This window comes from Micromonospora sp. RTP1Z1 (genome assembly GCF_033804685.1).
Classification (GTDB): domain Bacteria; phylum Actinomycetota; class Actinomycetes; order Mycobacteriales; family Micromonosporaceae; genus Micromonospora.
The window spans coordinates 75,300-97,510 of the sequence record NZ_JAPFQV010000005.1; the positions used below are offsets into that span (position 1 = coordinate 75,300).

Below are 22,211 nucleotides of genomic sequence, written 5' to 3' on the forward strand. Positions count from 1 at the left end.
CTGCCCTCTCCGTGCCGGCGTCATCTGTCGGAAATCCGTTTCCTCGCAGGTCAGCGCGGCAGGAGGTGGACGGTTCCCGGCATGGGCGTGGCTGGTGGTCAGCCAGGGAAGGCGTCCAGCAGCCTGATCACACCCGGTCCGATCACGACGACGAACAGGGCGGGAAACAGGCAGAAGATCATCGGAAAGAGGATCTTCACCGGCACCTTCTGCGCGAGCTCCTCCGCCCGCTGGCGCCGGCGCAGGCGCATCTCGGCAGCCTGTTGCCGCAGCACCTTGGCCATCGGGATGCCCAGCGTGGTGGCCTGCACGGCCGCCGAGGCGAACGCCTTCAGCTCGTTGACGCTGGTCCGGGCGGCCATCTCGCGCAGGGCGTCCACCCGGGGCCGGCCGATCTGCATCTCGTGCAGCACCCGGGCGAACTCGCCGACCATCGGCCCGCGGCCGTTCCGGACCACCTGTGCCAGGGCCGCCTCGAACCCCAGGCCCGCCTCGACCGTCACCACCAGCGTGTCCATGATGTCGGGCAGGGTCCGCCGGATCTCCTGCTGCCGTTCCTGGGCCAGGTGCAGCACGAGCAGGTCCGGCGCAAAGAAGCCGGCGGCGGCGCCGGCCACCGCCCAGACCACCGAGGCGACCGGACCGGCGACGACGAGGGCCAGCAGCAACCCCGCGGCGGCGGCGGCGACGAGCAGCACCCCCTTGTACGCGAGCACCGCGTCCATGCCGAGCCAGGACGGATTGCCCGCCTGATCCAACCGGCGACCCAGGCCCTCGAACACACTGGCGGGGGTGAGCCGCCGGCCGACCGACCGCGCCTGGTCGGCCAGCGCCCCGTGCGGCTGACCGCCGGGCTGCGGAGTCGGCGGGAGGAGGCGGTAGCCCCGGTCGGCCGCCCGCAGCGTACGGACGACAGCGCGCCGGTCAGCCCCGCCGGTGGCCGTGACCAGAGCCAGAACCAGGGCCAGGAACAGCGCGCCCAGGCCGGCCAGCAACAGCATCGAGTCCATGCCTCACACCTCGACCTTGATCCAGCGCGCCATCCAGAAGATCCCGACCACCATCAGCAGCGCGGCGCCGACCAGCATCATCAGCCCGACCGGCGTGGTCCACAGCGGGCTGAGGTAGTCGCGCCGGGTCAGCAGCATCCAGACAGCCATCACAATCGGCAGCGCGATCAGCACGTACGCCGAGAGCCGCCCCTCGGCGGAGAGCGCCCGGACGTGGCGGCGCAGCCGGTCGCGCTCGCGCAGCGTCTCCACCGTGGTCTCCAGGACCTCGGCCAGGTTGCCACCGGTGTCGCGCTGGATCCGGATTGCCATCACCGCCCAGGCGAGGTCGTCGTTCCCCACCCGGCGCGCCACCCGCTCCAACGCATCGTCCAGGTCGGACCCGAGGCGGCCCTCGGCCATGGCCCGACCAAGTTCGGCGGTCAGCGGACTCGGCGGTGAGTCCTGGACCACCGCGTCGATCGCCTGCGCGAGCGAGAACCCGGACCGCAACGAGCCGACGACCAGCTGCAGGGCGTCCGGGAGTTGGTCGGCGAAGGACTGCCGACGGCGGCTCTCCCGCATTCGGCGGTGGAGACCGGGGGCCAGCCAACCCAGCGCCGCCCCGAGCAGGACTCCGAGCACCCCCCCGAGCAGTCCGAGCAGGACAGCGCCGGCAACGGCGGTGCCGGCCCGCGGCGTCCACCCCCGTGCACGGGCGGGCACGTCGTTGCCTGCCACGTCGTGCTCACCGCGCTGCCCGCCGTGCGGCCCTGTCAGCCGGTCGGACACACCGAGCGCGGACCTCGCGAAGCCGCTCTTCAGCCCTGGCCGGACGTCCGGCCCGTCGGCGCGCGCTCCCCCGGTGGGCAACCGGAACTGCTCCACCTGCCGCAGCCGGCGCTGCCGGACCGATCCGCTCAAGCTGAATGCGACGAGCAGGCTGGAGATCAGCAGGACCCCAAACAACAGCACCGCGAGCGGACCCGGCCGCAGCGCCAGCAGACGGGCGAGCACCTGGTCGGGAGTGGCCGGCGAGGGTGCGGTGGTTGGGTCCGTCGACGCGGCGAACTGGACGGCAACGGTGTCCCGGGCCGCCGTCGCGCCGGCGCCGACGGTCACCGTGAGGCTGCCCGTGGTGCCGGCCAGTTCCGGCGGGACGGCCACGGTGATGGTGACCCGCAGCGAAACCCTGTCCGCGGCGGCCCGCAACACACCGCTCAGCGCATCGACGCGGCTCGCCGACTCGACGGTGCCGCCGGTGGCGGTGACGAGCTGCCGCAGCTCGGCCAGCCCCGTCTTCCCGGCACGCAGGTCGACCAGATCCACCCGGACGCCGGCAGTGGTGAGGTCCCGCACCGCCGGAGCCGGATCGGCAGTGCTGTCCCGGCCACCGGCCACCACCAGCAGCCGTGCGTCCGAACTCTCCTTCACCAGCTGCGCCGCCGCGCGCAGCCCGGCGTACACGGCGGTGTCGCCGGTGGCGCGCAGGGCGGACAGCGCCGCCCGCAGCTCACCCCGGTCGCGGGTCGGACGGACCAGCACCGCCGGCTCGCCGGCTGCGGCCACCAGGCCGATGGCCACGTCCGCCGGCACCCGCTCGGCGAAGGCGAGCACGCCGGCCTGTGCCGCCCGCAGGGGATCGCCGGCCATGGCGGCGCCGGTGTCGAGGACCACGACGACCGTACGCGCCGCGCCGACCTGCCCGACCTGCACGCTGGACGGGAGCAGCCACCCGTCCCGGGCGACGGTGACCGGCGGGATCCTCGCGGCGGAGGCACCCGGGAGGTCCGCGACGAGCCGCACCTCGTCCGGGGCCACCTCGGCCACCGTCACGGCCAGCCTCTCGGCGGCCCGCGCCGCAGCGGCCGGGCCCAGCAGGACGGTCAGGGCAGCCAGCAGGGCGAGCCCGAGCCGTCGGCTCACCACGGCGCGGCGCCGAACAGGCCGACGGGCACCGGGACACCGGCGTCGGCGAGCGTGTCGAGCAGCCGCGGACGCAGCCCGGTCCAGCGCAACGCGCCGAGGTGCCGACCATGCTCGTCGTGCCCGGCCCGGTGCTCGAAGACGAACAGGTCCTGCATGGTCACCACCTCGCCCTCCATGCCGAGCACCTCGGTCACCTGGGTCACCCGCCGGCTGCCGTCCCGCAACCGGCTCTGGTGCACCACGAGGTCCACCGCCGAGGCGATCTGCTCCCGGATCGCGCGCATCGGCAGGTCCAGGCCGGCCATCAGCGACATGGTCTCCAGCCGGGCGACCGAGTCGCGGGGGCTGTTGGCGTGCACCGTGGTCAGGGAGCCGTTGTGCCCGGTGTTCATCGCCTGCAGCAGATCCAGTGCGGCACCGTCGCGGACCTCGCCGATGACGATCCGGTCCGGGCGCATCCGCAGCGCGTTGCGGACCAGGTCCCGTACGGTGATCTCGCCCCGCCCCTCGATGTTCGGCGGCCTCGACTCAAGCCGCAGCACGTGGTTCTGGCGCAACTGGAGCTCCGCCGCATCCTCGATGGTGACGATCCGCTCCTCGGGCGGCAGGAAACCGGAGAGCACGTTGAGCGTGGTGGTCTTGCCGGAGCCGGTGCCGCCGCTGATCACGATGTCGAGCCGGCCGCGCACGCAGGAGTACAGGAACTGCGCCACCTCCGGGGTGACGGTGCCGAAGCCGATCAGGTCGTCCACGGTCAACGCCTCGCGGGCGAACTTGCGGATGGTCAGCATCGAACCGTCGAGCGCCACCGGCGGCAGGACGACGTTCACCCGGCTCCCGTCGGGCAACCGAGCGTCCACCATGGGGCTCGACTCGTCGACCCGCCGGCCGACCCGGGAGACGATGCGGTCGATGACCCGCCGCAGGTGGTGCTCGTCGACGAACGACGCCTCGACCTGGTGGATACGCCCGAAGCGTTCCACGAAGATCTGGTCCGGCCCGTTCACCATGATCTCGGTGACGTCCGGGTCCCGCAGCAACGGTTCCACCGGGCCGTGGCCGAGGATCTCGTCGATCAGCTCTGCCGAGATACGCGCCGGGTCGGCGACGGCCAGCGGCGAGTCACTCCGGGCCAGCACCTCGCTGATCGTGTCCCGGACCTTCTTCTCCAAAACGGCGTCCGGGGTGCGGTTGTCGTACAGCTGCGGGCCAAGGATCTCGAGGAGCTCGCGATGGATCCGCAGGCGCAGGGTGGCGGCCGACCCACCGCCGGTGGGTCCGGTGCTCGGGCCGGAGATGCGGGAGGTCCGGCCACTGTCGCCGCCACCCGGGTGGCGCTGGGTCAGCCGGTCGGTGAGGCTCATCGGCTGCCCACCCGGCCGATCCATTCCCGCAGCCCGCGTCCGGCGCGGGGTGCCTCGTCGGCGATCCGCTCCAGCGCCAGCCCACGGATGGCCCGGCTGACCGGATGGCTTGGCTTTTCCACCATGATGGGCACCCCCCGGTTGATGGACACCGGCACGTCCCGGCTGGACGGGATGTGCACCGCGGTCGGGGTCTGGAGCACCCGCTCGACGTCGGCGCCGGTCAACCCGACCCGGGCGTCGCTGCGATTGAGCACCACGAACCGGGCCTCCCTGCGCAGTTCGAGGAGATCGAGCATGTCCATGGCGACCCGCAGGTTCTTCAGCGCGGGGACGTCCGGGGTCGCCACCAGCACGTGGAAGTCGGAGACGTCCAGCGCGGCGAGCACCCCCTCGGTGAACGCGGCGGGCGTGTCCACCACGACGTAGTCGGCCATCGCGCGGACCGCGGCGAGCACCTGGGCGACGACGTCCCGCCCGATCCGCTCGGCGTGTGTCGGCCCGACCGGCGCGAGCAGCACGTCGATCCCCGGGGCGTACGACGTCAGCAGAGCCCGTACCAGGGTGGGGTCGATCCGCTCCCGGGCGTTCACCGCGTCGGCGATGCTCCGCTCGGGCACCAGTTGCAGCATGATGCCGACGTCACCGAAGGCGAGGTCCAGGTCGACCAGGCAGACCCGTCGCTGACCGCCCTCGGCCAGCGCCACTGCCAGGTTGGTGGCCAGCGTCGACTTGCCGCAGCCGCCCTTGGCGGAGAAGACGGTCACCACCCGCGCCCCATCCGCGGCACGGGCCGTACCGGCGCCGAGCAGGTGCCGGGAGACCTCCAGGGAACGGTCGCAGGCCGCCCGCACGGCATCGATGTCCCGGACCTCGACCACGTCGCGTACACCCGCCCGGAGCGCCTGGCTCATGGTTTCCACATCCAGCCGCTCGCGCAGCAGGAGGACGCCCAGGGCAGGGCGGACGAGCCGCTGCCGGGCCGCGAAGTCGAGCGCCAGCGCGGCGTCGGTGCTCGGGCCGAAGAGCACCAACGGGTCGGGGTGCTGATCGGTGAGGAGCCGCTCCACGTCCTCGAGCCGGCTGGTGGTCTGCACGCCGGTGCCGAGCAGCGGGGCCAGGCGGGCGCTCCACTGCCGGTGGGGTTCGAAGAGGATCGTCATCTCGGCGACCCGAACAGCGACCGGTTGTCCACGCCCGAGTCGGGCTTGACGTTCGAGGAGTCGCCCAGCACACCGACGTTGAGCTCGCCGCCGATCGCGACCGCGTGGGCCAGCCGCTCCGCGTCGACCTGGTTGAGCCCGAAGGTGACCGACAGTTCGTCCTGGGCGCTGCCGCCGGTCGTACCTGCCGCGACGGCACCGTCCTGCGCGGGCACCGGGCCCACCGAGATCACCTCGACGTCGGTCATCAGCAGCCGGGTCACGCTGTTGATGTCGCGGCCCTTCTCCAGGCCCGCCCCCGACACCACGTCCCGCTTCCGCTCGTCGACCGGGGTGTACGTGTAGAAAATGGCCACCCGGGTGCCGGCGCGCAGGGAGGCCGGGCCGAACACGGTGGACCTCACCCGGGCCGTGACCGCCATCTGGCCGTCGGGGATCGCCAGCCCGTTGCCGTTCGTCACCGCGGTGCCGAGCATGGCCCGCAGCAGGAGCTGGCCGCGCTGCACCGGGGCGGTGGTGACCAGGGCCTCAAGGCTGCCGCTCACCTGCTCCAGCGCGTCCTCGGGCAGCGTCTCCACCGGCATACGCACCTGGCGGAGGTACCCCTTGGTCCGCAGCGCCTTCGCGGACGTCCCGGCCGGGATGGACTTGTCCGCGACCAGCACCGTGCGCGCCCGCTTCCCCGCCAGGGCACGGTCGTCGACCGAACGCAGATACAGCATGACGGCGCCGGTGCCCACCGCCGCCAGGACGACGGAGATGAGCACCGGGATGATGCGTCGGGCCATGAGTGGGGGTCCTACCTTCTCCTGTGTTTCATGTCAGCCGATGGGAGCGACGACCCGCGCGCCCAGGTCCGGTCCGCCGATCGCACCGCCGCCGGGCACGACCGTCTGCGTGAAGTAGCCGTAGACACACACCTTTTCGCCGTCGTCGCAGGTGGGCCGCTCGGCGGAGGGGACGTCCAGGCCGGGCAGGTGCAAGCCGGTGACCACGAACGCCGCGAAGCCGGAGACGGTGTACTGGGCGTTGCCGCCGCCGCCGGAGATCGCGCCGAAGACGGGCACCAGTACCGGCCGCTTCGCCGCGGCCAGGTCGGCCAGGGATTGGCCTTTGCAGTTCACGGGCCAGCTCGCGCCGGTGTAGACCCTGCGATCCTTGCCGAGCAAGGAGTTGACCCGGCAGTCGTCGTCCGCGTCCTCCAGGAACCGGAAGCCACCCGGGCCGCCGTCCGGACCGCTCGCCGGGGCGCAGGTGGTGGAGGCCTTCTCGTCGTACACCGGGAAGGACCGCTCGATCGGCGAAAAGGCGGCGCCGTTGCCGGTGTACCGGTTCCAGTCGCAGGCCGAGATGGTCATCGCCAGGGTGGCCGCCCTCTTCGGCGCCCCCCACGCGACCCGGGAGCAGGCGCCCACCTGCGCACCCTGGTAGCCGCCCACCACCGCCTGCGCGAAGACCGGCGGGAGCACGGTCGAGCCGTCATCACCCAGAGTGCTGCTGTGCACCTCGACATAGCTGCCGGACTGCGGCGGCGGTCCGACACAGTCGGTGAGCCGGTCCTGCCAGGGCGGACAGGCCGGGAGGTCGCCGCCGCGGCCGCAGACGGTGGTGGCGGCGGCGCCGTCGTTCGCGTTCTCCTCGGCGTACCGGTCGGTCACGTCCTGCAGCTCGGTCACGGCGGGCGCGGAGCAGGCTTTGAGGTTCGTGGCGCAGATCTGGCCCACGCGTGCGGCGGCGGCGTCCGCGCCGTTCTGCAGCTGACCGCGTTCGACGTACAGGTTGCCCACGTCGACCACCAGGGCGGCCATGCCGAGGAGCACCCCGGACCCGAGGAGCAGCCCGACGGTCAGCGCCACCGCACCGCGGTCCGCGCCATCGGCGGTGAGCCGGGCCCGCAGGCGACGGATCACTGGCACGGCATGAGTCCCTTGCCGGTGAGCGTGACCTTGCCGTCGAAGCCGCCGCCGAGCAGGCCGATCGGCGTCACGAAGCTGAAGTCGTTGGTGACCTTGACCTGCGCGTCCCGTCCCGGGCCGGAGCAGGTGCCGTTGACCTTGACCTTCACGTCGTCGCCTGCGATGCGGCTGGCGCGCGCGGACGGGTCGCCGCCGAAGGAGGCGACCCGGGCTGCGTCCCGGGCCGCCTCAGTCAGGGCGATCTGCTGGTTGAGCATCCGTCCGAAGTCGATGATCCCGAAGATCAGCACCAGCAGCAGGGGCAGCACGAGTGCCATCTCGACCGCCGCCGCCCCTCGGTCACCCACGCGACCCCTGTGACCGGCGCGAGCGGCGAGCTTCCCGTCGGCCGATCCGGCCGACCGGACACCCGTATGCCATCGCATTGCTAGCAGGTAACCCCGAGCCTGGTACACGCCCCGCTGAGTTGACCCGAAACGCGGAGACCGATGAGGCCGAGTCCAGCGACGAGGAGACTGACGATGAGGGCGAGGATGAGGGCGTACTCGACGGCACTGGCGCCGCGGTCGCGGCTCTTGGCCCAGGCCATGATCCGGAAGATGACATCGTTCATTGAACAACGCTCCAGGGGAGGGATCGCGGTCTGTGACCGCACGGTTGACGCCGAGCAAGGAACGAGCCGAGTTTTCCCCGCTACAAGGACATGCGTCAATGACGCCGCAGGCCGAGGTGTCACCGGATGATCGTCGGAAAAGTCCAGACTGGATGGCAGCGGACGGCGGAGGCGACCATGGCCGGTCGGGCTACCGCAGTACAGCCAGGACGGTCGCCGCGATCGCCGCGGCGAGCATCGCGGGGCCGTACGGAACGGCGGTCTTGCGACCGGCCCGACCCGCGATGACCAGGGAAATCACCAGCGGAAGGTTGAGCAGCGGGGCGAGCAGCACGCCGGCCACGACGGCGAACCACCCCAGCCAGCCGAGGTAGAGACCGAGCACCGCTGCCAGCTTGACGTCGCCGAATCCCAGCTGCGATCCGGGCAGGATGGCCAATGTCGCATATCCGATACCACAGGCCAGCGCGGCGAGACCGGCGCGGAGCAGGGCGCCCGCGTCCCGCTCGACGACCGAGGCGACGACCAGGAGCAGCACCCCGCCGACGAGGGCGGTTCCGACCAGCGGGTCGGGCAGCCGAAGCACCTTCAGGTCGACCAGCGCCAACGGGACGGCGGCCGCGGCGAGCAGCAGGAATGCCGGGAGCACAGGAGTCGCACCGACGGCGGCGGCCATGGCGGCACAGACCCCGGCCGCGAGCGGGACGGTGATCCACGGACCGGGGGTGGGCCGACGACCGCAGGCGGCGCAGGCACCGGACGACCGCCGCCAGCCGGCCCGCGCGGCACCGCAGTGCGCGCACCCCCGTCGCCACGGCGGCCGCGGGCTGCCGTCCGGCCAATCGACGGCGTACCGGTTGACCAGCCCGGGCAGTACCAGCCCCCAACAGGCGCCGGCGAGGGTGGCGGCGGCCACGAGGGGGAGCAGCACCGGCGCATGGTAGCCAACCGGAATGCGGCATTGAAATAGCCGGACGGGAATACGAGAGCTTAGCGTACGCTGTACGGTAGACAGTACGAGTGAGTGGAGGTGGTCCGTGACCGGATCCCCGTTCGATGTCGCCGCCGAGTTCGACCGCCAGGTCGGCACCCTGATGGACATGGACTATCCCGGGCTCGCCGGGATGTCCGCCGGGCAGTTCAGCGACCTGGTCATGCCGCTGCGCGAGGCGGCCGTCGCCCGCGCTGCGCAGTTGGCGCCGCCCACCGCGGCACGGGTGCCGTTCCTGTTGGTCGTCACCCGTGAGCTGATCCCGGTCGAGCAGCGGCTCGCGCTGACGGCGCTGGCCGGCGGGCGCAAGCCGGGCTTCGTCGATCGGCACTTCGCCGAGGGCGACCTCGCCCGCTTCGACCCGATCAAGGAGCTGGAGGTGCCGGCCGGGCCGGCGTACCTGCTCTTCGACGTCGACCGGGGCGAGGAGTTCCGCAACCTGGCGCCCTCCTCGGCGGTGGAGGGGATGGCCGCCCAGGACCGGCTGCCGCTCACCATCGACGAGGGGATCGCCTTCATCACGCAGCACCCGGCGGCGCTGGAGAAGAACAAGTGCTTCTCGCTGGTCGGGTCCCGCTGCGGCGACAAGCGGGTGCCGGCGCTCTGGATCAGCCAGGGCGCGCCGAAGCTCGGCTGGTGCTGGTACGGCAACCCGCACACCTGGCTCGGCTCCGCCACCGCCCACCCGGTCCGGCTCGGGCTGGAGTGAGCCACGGCGTCGGCGCTCCACCGGGTTATCCACAGGAGTGAGGCGTTCTCCACAGGTTGTTCACAAGGCGAGCCACCGATCTCCACGGCTGGTCCCTACAGTCGGACGCCATGAAGGAACGCCGGGTACTGGGGGTCGAGGACGAACGAACCATCGCCGAGTCGGTCGCCGCCCGCCTGCCTGCGGAGGGCTTCACGGTGGATATCGCCGGGGACGGCCCGAGCGCCGTCGACCGGTTCCGGGCCGGGCAGCACGATCTCGTCGTCCTCGACCGCGGTGCTGTTCGGCGGTTCCGCCCACGTGCTGCGCACGGCCGGGCTGACCTACGCCGAGTACGCCCGGGGCGGCTTCTGGCAACTGCTCGCGGTCTCCGCGCTGACCCTCCTGGTGATCGCCGGCGCGATGCGCTGGGCGCCCCGGCGTACCCGGGCGGACCGGGTGCTGATCCGGCTGCTGGTCGGCGGGCTGACCGCGCTGAGCCTGGTGGTCGTGGCATCGGCGCTGTACCGGATGCGGGTCTACACCGACGCGTACGGGGCGACCCGGCTGCGCCTGGTGGTGGCGACCGCGGAGCTCTGGCTCGGGCTGCTCTTCGTGCTGGTCGGGGTGGCCGCGGTCCGGCTCCGGAGCGGGCGGCTGCCCCGGCTGGTGCTGGGCGCGGCCGTGGTCGCCCTGCTCGGGCTCGCGGTGGTCAACCCGGACCGGCTGATCGCGGACTGGAACGTCGACCGGTGGCAGCGCATCGACCGGCTGGACGTGGACTACCTGTCCGGGCTCTCGGCGGACGCCGTACCGGCGCTGGACCGGCTGCCCGAGCCGATGCGCTCGTGCGCGTTGCGGGAGATCGCCGCGCAGCTCCCCGAGGACGGGTGGCGGGCCGCGAACGTGGGCCGGACGCAGGCCCGCGCGGTGCTCGGCCCGGATCCGGCCGGGGCCGGCGCGATGGCATGCCCTTGACATTCCCACTGAGCGGGCGAGACTGCCGGGGATGACCGGTCCGGCGGAGCACGACGGGCGGGGACGGCCCGCCGAGGCCGTCCCGGTGCCGGCCCCGCGCGCCCCCGAGCCGCCCCGGCGGACCCGGATCGTGCTGGCCGAGGTGTCCCGCCGGAAAGACCGGTCCGGGCGGACCCGTGCCGAGCTGGCGGAGCAGACCCGGGTCGGTGAGGCGCTGGTCCAGGGCCTGGTCCGGGCCCAGCTCGCGCTGGCGCTGCGGCTGAGCCTGGTGGTGCTGATCGCCCTCGGCGGGCTGCCCTGGCTCTTCGCCATCGCGCCCTCGGTCGGCCGGGTGACGATCCTCGGGGTCAACCTGCCGTGGCTGCTGCTCGGGGTGGCCTCGTTCCCGTTCCTGATCGGCGTCGGCTGGGCGTACGTGCGGCTGGCCGAGCGGAACGAGCAGGACTTCACCGACCTGGTCCAGCGGCCGGAGCGCTGAGGTGGGCAACAGCTTCGTCGTGCCGGCGATCGTGGCGGTCACCCTGGTCACTGTCGGGATCGGCTTCTACGGGCTGCGGCTGGCCCGGACCACCTCCGACTTCCTGGTCGCCTCCCGGGCGATCAGCCCGACCTGGAACGCCGCCGCGATCGGCGGGGAGTACCTCTCGGCGGCGAGTTTCCTGGGCGTGGCCGGGCTGATCCTCAAGTACGGCGTGGACGTGCTCTGGTACCCGGTGGGATTCGCCGCCGGCTACCTGGCGCTGCTGCTCTTCGTGGCCGCCCCGCTGCGCCGGTCCGGGGCGTTCACCCTGCCCGACTTCTGCGAGCTGCGGCTCGGGTCCCGCCGGCTGCGGAAGCTCGCCACCATCTTCGTGATCTTCATCGGCTGGCTCTACCTGGTGCCGCAGTTGCAGGGCGCCGGCCTGACCCTGGCCACGGTGGCCGGCTCGCCGTACCCGGTGGGCGCGCTGCTGGTCGCGGTGGTGGTCACCGCGAACGTGGCCCTCGGCGGGATGCGGGCGATCACCTTCGTGCAGGCCTTCCAGTACTGGCTGAAGCTGACCGCGCTGGCCGTACCGGCGATCTTCCTGGCACTGCAGTGGCAGGCCGACGCCCGCCCGGCGGTGACCCCGCCCGACGGGCCGGCGTTCCGGACCGCGACCACCGTCGTGGTCGAGCACCGCGCGACCCTCACCCTCCCCGGCGGCGACGTCCGGGAGGTACGCCCCGGCGACCGCATCGACTTCGCGGCCGGCGACCCGGTGCCGGAGGTCTCCGGCACCGCCACCGAAGCGGCCGACTGGCTGCTGCCGGACACCGTCGGGAACGACGACCGGGGGCTCTTCGCGACGTACTCGCTGATCCTGGCCACCTTCCTCGGGACCATGGGGCTGCCGCACGTCCTGGTGCGCTTCTACACCAACCCGGACGGCGCGGCGGCCCGCCGCACCACGCTGGTGGTGCTCGCCCTGGTCGGGGTCTTCTACCTGCTGCCCACCATCTACGGCGTGCTGGGCCGGATCTACACGCCGCAGCTGCTGGTCACCGGGCAGACCGACGCGGTGGTGGTGCTGCTGCCCGGGGCGGCGCTCGGCGACGGCCTGACCGGGCGGCTGCTCGCCGCGCTGGTCTCCGCCGGGGCGTTCGCGGCCTTCCTCTCCACCTCGTCCGGGCTGCTCACCAGCGTCGCCGGGGTGATCTCCACGGACGTGCTCGGCCGGGGCTCGGTACGCGGCTTCCGGCTGGCCACGGTGATCGCCGGCGCAGTGCCGGCGGTGCTCGCTTTGAACGTCTCCGGGCTGGACGTCTCCCAGGTGGTCGGGCTGGCCTTCGCGGTGGCCGCGTCGAGCTTCTGCCCGCTGCTGGTGCTGGGCATCTGGTGGCGGGGGCTGACCGATCTGGGCGCGGTGGCCGGGGTGCTGGTCGGCGGCGGCGCGGCGGTCGGCGCCGTGCTGCTCACGGTGCTCGGCCCGCCGCTGAGCGGCTGGCCGGCGACGCTGACCACCCAGCCGGCGGCGTGGACCGTGCCGCTGGCGTTCACCGTGATGGTGGCGGTGTCCCTCGCCACCCGCCGCCGGCTGCCCCCCGACGTCGGCGCGACGATGCTGCGCCTGCACACCCCCGAAGCGCTGCGCCTCTGAGCCGGGGCGCCTCCGGGCAGGGCCGATTCTCCCGGATCTCGTCGGGCGCCGGGGGGCGGTGACGCCCGACGAGATCCGGTGCCCGTCAGGGCGCCTGGATCAGGCCGACCACGTTGCCGTCCGCGTCGCGTACGGAGGCGATCAGCTTGCCGGCGCCGACGTCCTTGACCGTCTGCACCTTCTCCGCCCCGGCGTCGAGGAGCTCCTTCAGGCTCCCCTCGATGTCGTCCACGTGCCAGTACGCCACCGGCCCGGTCATGCCCTGGCCGTAGCCGTTCGGGTCCAGGCCGACGTCCTGCCCGGCCAGGGCGAACCCGACGTAGTACGGCTCGTCCACGACCGGCTCGACGCCCAGCAGCCGGCCGTACAGCGCCTTCGCCCGCTCCAGGTCGCGGACCGGATAGATGATGGTCTTCATGCCTGACGTCACGCGTCGCTCCTCCACTCGAGGTGTCACCTCGGACCGCTCCGGTCCTTCACAGTGCTGAGGGACGGCGGGGAGGAAAGGTAACGGTTGACGAGCAGAACTGGCTCGCGGAGCGGCTCGAGGAGCAGCGCCCACAGCTGGCGGCGGTGGCCCGGGCCGCGGGAGAGATCACGGGCGTCGGCCGACTAACGTTCGGGGCATGACCCAAGAGCACCCCGCGCTCGCGCTGCGCGGCCTGGCGAAGCGGTTCGACACCAAGGTGGCGGTCGCCGGCGTCGACCTGGACGTCCCGGCCGGCTCCTTCTACGGGCTGCTCGGCCCGAACGGCGCGGGCAAGACCACGACCCTCTCCATGGCCGTCGGCCTGCTGCGGCCCGACGCCGGCCAGGCCCGGGTGCTCGGGTACGACGTCTGGGCCGACCCGGTCCGCGCCAAGGGCCTGCTCGGCGTGATGCCGGACGGCGTACGGCTCTTCGACCGGCTCAGCGGGGCGGAGCTGCTGGCGTACCACGGTCTGCTGCGCGGCATGGACCCGGCGGTGGTCGAGCAGCGGGCGGCGGAGCTGCTCGACGTGCTGGCGCTGACCGACGCCGGCCGGACCCTGGTGGTGGACTACTCGGCCGGCATGAAGAAGAAGATCGGCCTGGCCTGCGCGCTGCTGCACGGCCCGCGGCTGCTGGTGCTGGACGAGCCGTTCGAGGCGGTCGACCCGGTGTCGGCCGCGCTGATCCGCGACATCCTGCACCGGTACGTCACCGGCGGCGGCACGGTGGTCTTCTCCAGCCACGTGATGGAGGTGGTCGAGCGGATCTGCTCGCACGTGGCGATCCTCGCCGACGGGACCATCAAGCGGGTCGGCACGCTTGAGCAGGTGCGCGGCGACCGGCCGCTGGAGGAGGTCTTCGTCGAGGTGGTCGGCGGGCGGACCGCGACGGGCGAGGAGCTGTCGTGGCTGTCGCGGTGACCCCGCCCGTCGCGCCGGCCCGGCGGGTCTCCGCCCGGCACTTCGTCCGGCTGAAGCTGCGGGTGCTCGGCAACAACTTCCGTGGCCAGGGCTGGCGGATCGCGCTTTTCGTGGTCGGCGCGCTGGTCGGGCTCTGGTTCGCCGCCGGCGGCTTCGTCGTGCTGGCGGCGCCCGGCTTGGCCGGCGAGCCCCGGTACGCGCCGATGGTCGCCGGTTTCGGCGGGGGCCTGCTGGTGCTCGGCTGGCTGCTGCTGCCGCTGGTCTTCTTCGGCGTGGACGAGACCCTCGACCCGGCCCGGTTCGCGCTGCTGCCGCTGAGCCGCCGCACCCTGGTCACCGGCCTGTACGCGGCCGCCCTGGTCAGCGTGCCCGTGCTGGCCACGCTGGTGGCGGTGTCCGGGCTGGTGGTCACCGCCGGCGCGCTGGGCGGCTGGTCGGCCGGCCTGGTCGCGGTCGTCGGGGTGGTCGCCGGACTGCTGCTCTGCGTGGCGGCGGCCCGCGCGGTGACCAGCGCCTTCGCCACCATGCTCCGCTCCCGCCGGGTACGCGACCTGGCCGCCGTGCTGCTGGCAGTGGTCGCCGCCCTGCTCGGACCGCTGCAGATCGTGGTGCTGGCGGCGGTCCGCCAGGCCGACTGGGACCGGCTGACCGGGGTGGCCCGGGTGATCGGCTGGACCCCCTTCGGGGCACCGTGGACCGCCGGCATCGACGTGGCCGAGGGACGGGTGTGGGCGGCCCCGGTCAAGCTGCTGATCACCGCGCTGACGATCGGCGCGCTGCTTCTGTGGTGGTCGCGGTCGCTGGAGTCGGCGATGGTCGGCGCGGCCAGCGCCGGCCCGGCCCGCGACCGGCGCGGTCCGTTCGTTCGGGCCCGCGACCGGCGCGGTCCGTTCGTTCGGGCCCGTGGCCGGCGGGGCACGGTCGGCGGGGCGGTCGCCCAACTCTTCCCGCGCGCCGTCGGCTGGGCCCCGCGGGACCGGTTCGGGGCGCTGGTCGCCCGGGAGTGCCGCTACTGGTGGCGGGACGCCCGACGCCGGGCCAACCTGATCACCATCGCGGTGGTCGGCATCTTCGTGCCGGTGATGGTCAACCTGGGTGGTGCCGGCTTCTCCGCCAGCGCCGAGGAGGGCTTCTCCACCACTGGCGACACGTCCCCCGTGCTGGTCAGCCTCTCGATGCTCTTCGTCGGGGTGCTCGCCTCGGTCACCCTGGCCAACCAGTTCGGCTTCGACGGCAGCGCGTACGCGGCGAACGTGGTGGCCGGCGTACTCGGGCGGCTGGAGCTGCGGGCCCGGATGACCGCGTTCTCGCTCTACGTGGTGCCGCTCCTGGGCATCGTCGCGGTCGTCCTCGCCACGCTGCTCGGGCACCCGGCCTGGCTGGGCGTGATGGCCGGCGCGCTGCTCGCCGCGTACGGCAGCGGGCTGGCGATCAACGCGTTCGTCTCGGTGCTCGGTGGGTACGCGCTGCCGGAGACGAGCAACCCGTTCGCGATGAACACCGGCGCCGGGATGGCGAAGAGTCTCCTCACCCTGCTGTCCATGGTCGCCTCGGCGGCCGCGGCGGTGCCGATGGTGGTGGCCGCGGCGCTGCTCGGCGACGTCTGGCTCTGGCTGGCCCTGCCGGTCGGCCTGGCGTACGGGCTGGGCGCGGCGCTGCTCGGGTCGTACCTGGCCGGTCACGTGCTGGACCGCCGCCAGCCGGAACTGCTGGCCGCCGTCACCCCCCGCCGCTGACGCCGGGTGCTCAGCTCCGCAGCAGAGTCAGGAGCCGCCGGGCCTGGGTGTCGGCAGAGCCCGGCGGGTTCCGTCGGGCAGCCGGTCCACCGGGCAGCAGCAGGCGTAGCCAGAACATGGCCCACAGCCGGCGGCCCGCTCGCAGCCGCTGCTGGTCGACCTCGAAGGATGCGCAGAATTCGCCAGCGTCGACGGCGCGCGTCGACAGGTGCTCAGCGAAGATCGCCAGTTCCGTGGCCGGGTCGGAGACGGCGCTGTCCTCGAAGTCGACAATGCGTACGCGTCTGCCGTCCCAGAGGTAGTTGGCCAGATTGGGATCGCGATGTCCGAGCACTGTCACGTCTGGCTGCTGCCGCAACAGCGCGGGGTCAGGGCCGTCCCACCATGCTTGAGCGGCATCGTATGCCACGGCTGTCATCCCGCCGACCGGTCGCGGGCCGTCGGTCAGCCGCCGCGCGAAGCCGAGGTCGTCTGTCCATGGCCCGATCTCCGGCGAGGGGGCACAGGGTACGGACCAGAGCATGTCGATAGCCGTGGCGAGGGCGCATCGCTGTGCGTCGGTGAGGGTTCCGCCCAACGGCGCGCCGGGCAGCCGCGACATGGCGACGCTGGGCGGTCGCGCGTCGAGGTCGGCTGCCAGCGGCCGTGGCACCAGCTCAGGCTCGTGACGGTGGACATGCCGCAGCACGGCCCATTCACGCAGGTGCTCTCCGCGGTGCCACGAGGTGTACCGCTTGGTCAGCACAGATCCGGCGTACGTCAGCTCGTGAGTGTGGAGCACGCCAGCGAGGCCCTCATTCAGCCCGACGTGCGGCAACCAGATGGAGGAAGCAGTGCCAGGCGTCCGGGGTGAAGGTGAGGGTGGGGCCGAAGCGGTCCTTGCTGTCCCGGACCAGCACCACCCCGGGCAGGTTGTCCGCCACCTCGACGCAGGCGCCACCAGTGTCACCTGACCTCGTCGAGGTTCGCCAACGCGGCTCGGTGATGGTCATGGCGTCACCTTCAGCTTCCGGATCAGATCCAGCGAAGCGCTGGTGGACAGCGCTTCGCCCAGCAGGCTATCCCACTTGCGGTCGATCAACCGGACGACTTCGGGGTCATCGATCACGTGTCCGCGCGCGACATCCTCCACGTAGGTCACCCGTTCTCCATCGGGAAGTTCAGCGAGCAGAAACCCACCGATGAGGCCGACATGTGCGCCGGCATCGAGAGGGATCACGTGCAGGCGCACAGCCGGCAGCGCTGCCAGCTCCATCAGGCGACCGAGTTGTGCGTCGAGCACGGCTGGCCCACCGACCGGTCGGCGTAGCGCCCCCTCATCGAGGACGAAGACGCACAAGGGTGGTTCGTCACGAAGGAACAGCTGCTGCCGCTCCAACCGCACGGCGACCAACTCGTCAACCGTAGCCACGGGATGCAGCCCACCCGCTGAGATGACCGCCCTCGCATAATTCTCCGTCTGGAGCAGACCGGGCACCAGGCAGGGCTCGAATTCGCAGAGCCGGGTGGCCTGCTGCTCGTGGGTCCGCCACGGGACGAACCAGGTGGGCAATCGCTGCCGGTCGGCCGCCGTCAACAGTTCCGCGAGGAGGCCGCCGGTGCCGAGGGCGTGGTCGGCGGCGACGGCGAACTCCATCGTCGGTCGGCGGCGGCCGGTCTCGATCGCCGCCACGGTGGACGGACTCCACTTGATCAGGGCCGCCAGCCCCTCCTGCGAGACGTCCGCGCCGGCCCGGGCGGCCTTGAGCGCCCGGATCCACATCTCGACGTTCATCCCGTACCTCTCCGGTAAGTACGGGACCGCGCTGCGTAGTAAGCCCTGGCATCCTCCCCTGTCCGCGCCGTCGAGTCCAGGGTGGAGGCACGCGGCCCGGCCGGTGGAGGCGACGACCCGGTGGCCGGTCCTGCGTCGGGCCGCCCCGGTCATTCCCCCGATCCGGGGCGGCCCCTTCCGACCGGAGGAGGCCCCGATGTTCACCCTGTTCCGCCGCCGCAGGAACGCCGCCGCGCGGTCGTACCGCGGAAGGTCGTACCGCAGAATCACGCCGCCGCCCGCGGCGCAGGCCTGGCGGGCGAACGGCGGCCGGTGGTGACCCCCGCCCCCGCGGGTCGCGGCCCGGCAGCGAACATCGTTCCGGTCGATATACCTGACAGGCATGAACCTGACGCTCAGGTATATCGCTCTCCGACACGCCGGCGTCCGCCCGGCGGCAGGCAAGCGCCGGCACCCGACGCCGCAGGGGCCGCGCGGTGAGCCGGTACGTGCCGCACGCGCCGATGCGGCCGCTCTGGCGCTGCCGGGCCTGCGGTGCGCCCTGGCCGTGCCAGCCGGCCCGGCTCGCGCTCCTCGTGGAGTACCGGGACGACCGGACCGCCCTGCTGGTCTACCTGGGCCTGCTGATGGCGGAGGCCGGCGATCAGCTCGCCCAGCTCAACGGGCAGGCCCGCCCCGCCGACCTGCACGACCGCTTCCTCGGTTGGGCGCGGGCCCGGGGCGGCACAATGTTTCACGTGAATCATGAGCCGGGTGCCGAGATCCACCACACCGACCCGTTCGCCGTGCCGGCCGGGCAGCGTTCACCGGTACGCCGGCTGCGCGGGCGGCTCGCCGCCCCGGTCACCCTCTGGACCGCGCCGGGGCCGGCCGGGCTGACCGTCTCGTCCACCCTGGTCGCCGAGGGCGAGCCGGACCGGCTGCTCGGGCTGATCGACCCGGAGTCGGACCTGTGGGCGGCGGTCGAGGAGGCGGGTCGCTTCGCGGTCTGCCCGCTGGGCCCGCCGCACCGGCAGCTCGCCGACCGGTTCGCCGGCCTCTTCCCGTCCCCCGGTGGCCTCTTCGCCACCGGCTCGTGGACCGACACCCCCTACGGTCCGATCCCCGCGGACGGCGGCGGATGGGCCGGCTGCCGGCTCGACACCGCCCGGGAGTACGGCTGGGGACTGCTGGTCGAGGCCACCATCGAGGCGGTCGACCTGGTGGAGGAGACCGCCCCGCTGCTGCACTACCGGGGCCGGTACCGGGAGCTGACCGACTGAGCGGCGACCGCTCGGCGAAGTGACCTAGGTCACTCGGCGCAGCCGGCCCACCGTTCGGCGCAGCCGATGACCGATGCCGATCTCGGCCTTCCCGGGTGGGGAGCGCGCTCCTTACCGTGCGCGAAACTCCCCACGCCTGTGAAGGTGGTGATCCACAGATGTCCACGGACACACCCGCGTCTGCGCCGGCCGAATCCGCCGCAGAGCGGTACCTCGCCGTACAGCGGTCGGACGAGTTCGCCGGGTTGCGACGCGCGCTGCGCGGCTTCGTCTTCCCGATGACCGTCGCGTTCTTCCTGTGGTACGCGCTCTACGTCATCCTCTCCGCCTACGCGCGGGGCTTCATGGGCACGAAGCTCTTCGGCAGCCACATCAACGTCGCCCTCGTCTTCGGCCTGCTCCAGTTCGTCTCGACGTTCGTCATCGCCTGGCTCTACTCGCGGTTCGCCGACCGGCGGATCGACCCGGTCGCCGACCGGATCCGCGCCGAGATCGGGGAGGTGACCCATGAGCACGGTTCTCGCGGCTGAGGCGGGCAGCACCACCGCCCGGAACCTCACCATCACGCTGTTCCTGATCTTCGTGGCGATCACGCTGGCCATCACCATCTGGGCCAGCCGGCAGACCAAGACCGCCACCGACTTCTACGCGGGCGGTCGCTCCTTCTCCGGCTTCCAGAACGGCATGGCGATCGGCGGAGACTACATGTCGGCCGCGTCCTTCCTGGGCATCGCCGGGATCATCGCCCTCTACGGCTACGACGGCTTCCTCTACTCCATCGGCTTCCTGGTCGCCTGGCTGGTGGCGTTGCTGCTGGTGGCGGAGCTGCTGCGCAACTCCGGCCGGTACACGATGGCGGACGTGCTGGCGTTCCGGATGCGGCAGCGGCCGGTGCGGACGGCGGCGGCGGTCTCCACCATCACGGTCTCGATCTTCTATCTGCTGGCCCAGATGGTCGGCGCGGGCGCGCTGGTCGCACTGCTGCTCGGCATCAAGCCGGGCACGACGTTCCTCGGCATGGACGCGGACACCGCCAAGGTGGCCACGATCATCATGGTCGGCGCCCTGATGATCATCTACGTCACCGTGGGCGGCATGAAGGGCACCACGTACGTCCAGATCGTCAAGGCGTTCCTGCTGATGACCGGCGCCGTGGTGATGACCCTGCTGGTGCTGGCGAAGTACAAGTTCAACCTGTCGTCGCTGCTCGGCGACGCCGCGGCGGCGTCCGGCAAGGGGAACGCGTTCCTCGAACCGTGCCTGCGGTACTGCAAGGAGGTGCCCGGCGATGGGCTGCAGACCTTCTACAACAAGATCGATCTGCTCTCGCTCGGCATCGCATTGGTGCTCGGCACCGCCGGCCTGCCGCACATCCTGATCCGGTTCTACACCGTGCCGACCGCGAAGGCGGCCCGCAAGAGCGTGCTCTGGGCGATCGGCATCATCGGCTCGTTCTACCTGCTCACCCTCGCCCTCGGCTTCGGCGCGGCGGCCCTGGTCGGCGGCACGGCGATCACCGCGCAGGACAAGGCGGGCAACACCGCCGCTCCGCAGCTCGCCGAGGCGCTGGGCAAGGACTTCTTCGGCGGCAGCCTCGGCGGCGCGACGCTCCTGGCGATCATCGCGGCGGTCGCCTTCGCCACCATCCTGGCGGTGGTCGCCGGGTTGACCCTGGCCTCGTCGTCCAGCCTGGCGCACGACTTCTACGCCAACGTCATCAAGAACGGCCAGGCCTCCGAGCGGCAGGAGGTCACCGTTGCCCGGTTCTCCGCCCTGGTCATCGGCGCGATCGCCATCGCGTTGTCGATCTTCGCGCAGAGCCTGAACGTGGCGTTCCTGGTGGCGCTGGCCTTCGCGGTGGCCGCCTCGGGCAACCTGCCGGCGATCCTCTACAGCCTGTTCTGGCGCCGGTTCAACACCTCGGGCGCGGTCTGGGCGATCTACGGTGGCCTGCTCGCCGCCGTGGTGCTGGTCTTCTTCTCCCCGGTGGTCTCCGGATCGCCGACGGCCATGTTCCCCAAGCACGACTGGCACTGGTTCCCGCTGTCCAACCCGGGCCTCATCTCCATCCCGTTCGGTTTCCTCTGCGGCTGGATCGGCACGCTGATCTCCAAGGAGCACGACGAGGAGAAGTACGCGGAGCTGGAGGTGCGCGCCCTCACCGGCGCGGGCGCCCACTGACGCTCGACGAGACGAGGGGCCCCGCCGAGCCGGCGGGGCCCCTCGCCGTATGCCGCACCCTCGGCCGAAAGGCACGCTGAGTAGGCTGGCCGGCATGAAGGTAGAGCCCCGCTTCGGACCCGGACACCGAATCCTCGTCACCGGCGGCGCCGGCTTCGTGCCGTCCCACCTGGTCGACGCCCTCATCGCCCGTGGCTGCACCGTCGTGGTGCTGGACAACTTCGTCACGGGTTCCAAGGACAACGTCGCCCACCTGTTCGAGGAGCCGACGTTCACCCTGGTCGAGGCGGACATCTCCGAGGGGCTGCCGACCGACCACCCGGCGCTGGCCGAGCGGTTCGACGCGATCCTGCACATGGCCTCCCCGGCCAGCCCCACCGACTTCGAGAAGCTGCCGGTGGAGATCCTGCGGGTCGGCTCGGTGGGCACCCTGCACCTGCTGGAGCGGGCCACCGCCGACGGCGCCCGGTTCCTGATGGCCTCGACCTCCGAGGCGTACGGGGACCCGAAGGAGCACCCGCAGCGCGAGACGTACTGGGGCAACGTCAACCCGATCGGCGTACGCAGCGTCTACGACGAGGCGAAGCGCTTCTCGGAGGCGGCCACCATGGCGTACCACCGCAGCCGGGGCCTGGACACCGCGATCGTCCGGATCTTCAACACGTACGGCCCGCGGATGCGCCCGGACGACGGCCGGGCCATCCCGACCTTCATCTCCCAGGCGCTGCGCGGCGAGCCGATCACCGTGCACGGCACCGGCAACCAGACCCGCTCGATCTGCTACGTGGACGACCTGGTGCGCGGCATCCTGCTGCTGCTCGACTCCACCGAGACGGGCCCGATCAACTGCGGCACCGAGCACGAGCTGTCGATGCGGCAACTGGCCGAACTGATCGTGTCACTCTCCGGAAGCAGCTCCGAGGTGAGCTACATCACCCGCAGCGCGGACGACCCGGAGATGCGCCGGCCGGACCTCACCCTCGCCCGGAAGCTGCTCGGATACGAGCCAGCCGTGGCGCCCGAAGACGGCCTGCGACGCACGATCGAGTATTTCCGCGAGCGGCTAGGGTACTGACGCCGACTGGAAGAACGCTGACACCGGGCATCACCTGAGGG

General features: G+C 72.2%; 24 protein-coding genes. 11 read left to right on the forward strand and 13 right to left on the reverse strand.

Annotated features, from left to right (window positions below):
- Positions 1-98: 98 nt before the first annotated feature.
- The 8 genes from SLP03_RS04370 to SLP03_RS04405 all read right to left on the reverse strand — a co-directional run bounded on the left by SLP03_RS04370 (position 99) and on the right by SLP03_RS04405 (position 8,905).
- Positions 99-1,010, reverse strand: coding sequence for a type II secretion system F family protein (locus tag SLP03_RS04370; RefSeq protein WP_319459198.1), 912 nt, complete (start codon positions 1,008-1,010; stop codon positions 99-101).
- Positions 1,011-1,013: 3 nt separating this feature from the next.
- Positions 1,014-2,915, reverse strand: coding sequence for a type II secretion system F family protein (locus SLP03_RS04375; protein WP_319459199.1), 1,902 nt, complete (start codon positions 2,913-2,915; stop codon positions 1,014-1,016).
- Positions 2,912-4,282, reverse strand: a complete 1,371-nt coding sequence (locus SLP03_RS04380; RefSeq protein WP_319459200.1) for a CpaF family protein — start codon at positions 4,280-4,282, stop codon at positions 2,912-2,914. The genes SLP03_RS04375 and SLP03_RS04380 overlap by 4 nt, the downstream gene beginning before the upstream one ends.
- Positions 4,279-5,445 carry an AAA family ATPase gene (locus SLP03_RS04385; RefSeq protein ID WP_319459201.1) on the reverse strand — a complete coding sequence of 389 codons (1,167 nt, stop codon included), beginning with the start codon at positions 5,443-5,445 and terminating at the stop codon, positions 4,279-4,281. The genes SLP03_RS04380 and SLP03_RS04385 overlap by 4 nt, the downstream gene beginning before the upstream one ends.
- Complete coding sequence (locus SLP03_RS04390; RefSeq protein WP_319459202.1) at positions 5,442-6,233, reverse strand: Flp pilus assembly protein CpaB; 792 nt, start codon at positions 6,231-6,233, stop codon at positions 5,442-5,444. Before SLP03_RS04390 ends, SLP03_RS04385 begins: the two co-directional genes overlap by 4 nt.
- A gap of 33 nt (positions 6,234-6,266) precedes the next feature.
- Positions 6,267-7,361 carry a Tad domain-containing protein gene (locus SLP03_RS04395; RefSeq protein WP_319459203.1) on the reverse strand — a complete coding sequence of 365 codons (1,095 nt, stop codon included), beginning with the start codon at positions 7,359-7,361 and terminating at the stop codon, positions 6,267-6,269.
- Positions 7,352-7,708 (reverse strand): TadE/TadG family type IV pilus assembly protein, encoded by a 357-nt coding sequence (locus SLP03_RS04400; RefSeq protein WP_319459204.1) that lies wholly within the window; start codon positions 7,706-7,708, stop codon positions 7,352-7,354. The genes SLP03_RS04395 and SLP03_RS04400 overlap by 10 nt, the downstream gene beginning before the upstream one ends.
- Positions 7,709-8,164: 456 nt before the next feature.
- Positions 8,165-8,905: a prepilin peptidase gene (locus tag SLP03_RS04405; RefSeq protein WP_319459205.1), complete on the reverse strand. Its 741-nt coding sequence runs from the start codon at positions 8,903-8,905 to the stop codon at positions 8,165-8,167.
- A gap of 106 nt (positions 8,906-9,011) precedes the next feature.
- Here SLP03_RS04405 and SLP03_RS04410 point away from each other — a divergent pair, with 106 nt between their 5' ends.
- Positions 9,012-9,674 (forward strand): DUF5701 family protein, encoded by a 663-nt coding sequence (locus tag SLP03_RS04410; RefSeq protein ID WP_319459206.1) that lies wholly within the window; start codon positions 9,012-9,014, stop codon positions 9,672-9,674.
- Positions 9,675-9,769: 95 nt separating this feature from the next.
- Here the strand turns inward: SLP03_RS04410 and SLP03_RS04415 are convergent, their stop codons facing one another.
- Positions 9,770-9,985: a hypothetical protein gene (locus SLP03_RS04415; RefSeq protein ID WP_319459207.1), complete on the reverse strand. Its 216-nt coding sequence runs from the start codon at positions 9,983-9,985 to the stop codon at positions 9,770-9,772.
- Here SLP03_RS04415 and SLP03_RS04420 point away from each other — a divergent pair.
- From SLP03_RS04420 to SLP03_RS04430, 3 genes are read left to right on the forward strand one after another with little or no spacing between them, the layout of a single operon-like run.
- Positions 9,975-10,631 carry a DUF4173 domain-containing protein gene (locus SLP03_RS04420; protein ID WP_319459208.1) on the forward strand — a complete coding sequence of 219 codons (657 nt, stop codon included), beginning with the start codon at positions 9,975-9,977 and terminating at the stop codon, positions 10,629-10,631. The two genes, SLP03_RS04415 and SLP03_RS04420, sit on opposite strands and share 11 nt — an antisense overlap.
- 31 nt (positions 10,632-10,662) lie before the next feature.
- On the forward strand, positions 10,663-11,109 hold the full coding sequence (locus SLP03_RS04425; protein ID WP_319459209.1) for a hypothetical protein: 447 nt from the start codon (positions 10,663-10,665) through the stop codon (positions 11,107-11,109).
- A 1-nt stretch (position 11,110) separates the two neighbouring features.
- Positions 11,111-12,751 (forward strand): cation acetate symporter, encoded by a 1,641-nt coding sequence (locus tag SLP03_RS04430; RefSeq protein WP_319459210.1) that lies wholly within the window; start codon positions 11,111-11,113, stop codon positions 12,749-12,751.
- An 85-nt stretch (positions 12,752-12,836) separates the two neighbouring features.
- On the opposite strand, the gene SLP03_RS04435 is transcribed toward SLP03_RS04430, so the two are convergent.
- On the reverse strand, positions 12,837-13,181 hold the full coding sequence (locus SLP03_RS04435) for a VOC family protein (protein WP_319459211.1): 345 nt from the start codon (positions 13,179-13,181) through the stop codon (positions 12,837-12,839).
- Between the two features lie 196 nt (positions 13,182-13,377).
- Between SLP03_RS04435 and SLP03_RS04440 the strand changes: the two genes are divergently transcribed.
- Positions 13,378-14,142, forward strand: a complete 765-nt coding sequence (locus tag SLP03_RS04440; protein WP_319459212.1) for an ABC transporter ATP-binding protein — start codon at positions 13,378-13,380, stop codon at positions 14,140-14,142.
- Complete coding sequence (locus SLP03_RS04445) at positions 14,127-15,878, forward strand: ABC transporter permease (protein ID WP_319459213.1); 1,752 nt, start codon at positions 14,127-14,129, stop codon at positions 15,876-15,878. Before SLP03_RS04440 ends, SLP03_RS04445 begins: the two co-directional genes overlap by 16 nt.
- 10 nt (positions 15,879-15,888) lie before the next feature.
- Here the strand turns inward: SLP03_RS04445 and SLP03_RS04450 are convergent, their stop codons facing one another.
- From SLP03_RS04450 to SLP03_RS04460, 3 genes are read right to left on the reverse strand one after another with little or no spacing between them, the layout of a single operon-like run.
- Entirely contained in the window at positions 15,889-16,623 is a 735-nt protein-coding gene (locus tag SLP03_RS04450; protein ID WP_319459214.1) for an aminoglycoside phosphotransferase family protein, read from the reverse strand.
- Between the two features lie 49 nt (positions 16,624-16,672).
- Positions 16,673-16,870, reverse strand: coding sequence for a DUF397 domain-containing protein (locus SLP03_RS04455; protein WP_319459215.1), 198 nt, complete (start codon positions 16,868-16,870; stop codon positions 16,673-16,675).
- Positions 16,867-17,652 (reverse strand): helix-turn-helix transcriptional regulator, encoded by a 786-nt coding sequence (locus SLP03_RS04460; protein WP_319459216.1) that lies wholly within the window; start codon positions 17,650-17,652, stop codon positions 16,867-16,869. The genes SLP03_RS04455 and SLP03_RS04460 overlap by 4 nt, the downstream gene beginning before the upstream one ends.
- A gap of 196 nt (positions 17,653-17,848) precedes the next feature.
- On the opposite strand from SLP03_RS04460, the gene SLP03_RS04465 reads away from it, so the two are divergent.
- From SLP03_RS04465 to SLP03_RS04485, 5 genes are all read left to right on the forward strand, one after another.
- Positions 17,849-17,971, forward strand: coding sequence for a hypothetical protein (locus SLP03_RS04465; RefSeq protein ID WP_319459217.1), 123 nt, complete (start codon positions 17,849-17,851; stop codon positions 17,969-17,971).
- Between the two features lie 256 nt (positions 17,972-18,227).
- Complete coding sequence (locus SLP03_RS04470; protein WP_319459278.1) at positions 18,228-18,914, forward strand: flavin reductase family protein; 687 nt, start codon at positions 18,228-18,230, stop codon at positions 18,912-18,914.
- Between the two features lie 158 nt (positions 18,915-19,072).
- Positions 19,073-19,444: a DUF485 domain-containing protein gene (locus SLP03_RS04475; RefSeq protein ID WP_319459218.1), complete on the forward strand. Its 372-nt coding sequence runs from the start codon at positions 19,073-19,075 to the stop codon at positions 19,442-19,444.
- Entirely contained in the window at positions 19,422-21,095 is a 1,674-nt protein-coding gene (locus SLP03_RS04480) for a cation acetate symporter (RefSeq protein WP_319459219.1), read from the forward strand. The genes SLP03_RS04475 and SLP03_RS04480 overlap by 23 nt, the downstream gene beginning before the upstream one ends.
- A gap of 94 nt (positions 21,096-21,189) precedes the next feature.
- Positions 21,190-22,170, forward strand: coding sequence for an NAD-dependent epimerase/dehydratase family protein (locus SLP03_RS04485; protein WP_319459220.1), 981 nt, complete (start codon positions 21,190-21,192; stop codon positions 22,168-22,170).
- Positions 22,171-22,211 lie beyond the last annotated feature (41 nt).

Excerpts from the sequence above, each read along its gene's own strand:
- SLP03_RS04455 (WP_319459215.1), bottom strand. The coding sequence starts at position 16,870 with ATGACCATCACCGAGCCGCGTTGGCGAACCTCGACGAGGTCAGGTGAC.
- SLP03_RS04440 (WP_319459212.1), top strand. The coding sequence starts at position 13,378 with ATGACCCAAGAGCACCCCGCGCTCGCGCTGCGCGGCCTGGCGAAGCGG.
- SLP03_RS04465 (WP_319459217.1), top strand. The coding sequence starts at position 17,849 with ATGTTCACCCTGTTCCGCCGCCGCAGGAACGCCGCCGCGCGGTCGTAC.
- SLP03_RS04475 (WP_319459218.1), top strand. The coding sequence starts at position 19,073 with ATGTCCACGGACACACCCGCGTCTGCGCCGGCCGAATCCGCCGCAGAG.
- SLP03_RS04380 (WP_319459200.1), bottom strand. The coding sequence starts at position 4,282 with ATGAGCCTCACCGACCGGCTGACCCAGCGCCACCCGGGTGGCGGCGAC.
- SLP03_RS04370 (WP_319459198.1), bottom strand. The coding sequence starts at position 1,010 with ATGGACTCGATGCTGTTGCTGGCCGGCCTGGGCGCGCTGTTCCTGGCC.
- SLP03_RS04485 (WP_319459220.1), top strand. The coding sequence starts at position 21,190 with ATGAAGGTAGAGCCCCGCTTCGGACCCGGACACCGAATCCTCGTCACC.
- SLP03_RS04390 (WP_319459202.1), bottom strand. The coding sequence starts at position 6,233 with ATGGCCCGACGCATCATCCCGGTGCTCATCTCCGTCGTCCTGGCGGCG.
- SLP03_RS04460 (WP_319459216.1), bottom strand. The coding sequence starts at position 17,652 with ATGAACGTCGAGATGTGGATCCGGGCGCTCAAGGCCGCCCGGGCCGGC.
- SLP03_RS04425 (WP_319459209.1), top strand. The coding sequence starts at position 10,663 with ATGACCGGTCCGGCGGAGCACGACGGGCGGGGACGGCCCGCCGAGGCC.
- SLP03_RS04385 (WP_319459201.1), bottom strand. The coding sequence starts at position 5,445 with ATGACGATCCTCTTCGAACCCCACCGGCAGTGGAGCGCCCGCCTGGCC.
- SLP03_RS04480 (WP_319459219.1), top strand. The coding sequence starts at position 19,422 with ATGAGCACGGTTCTCGCGGCTGAGGCGGGCAGCACCACCGCCCGGAAC.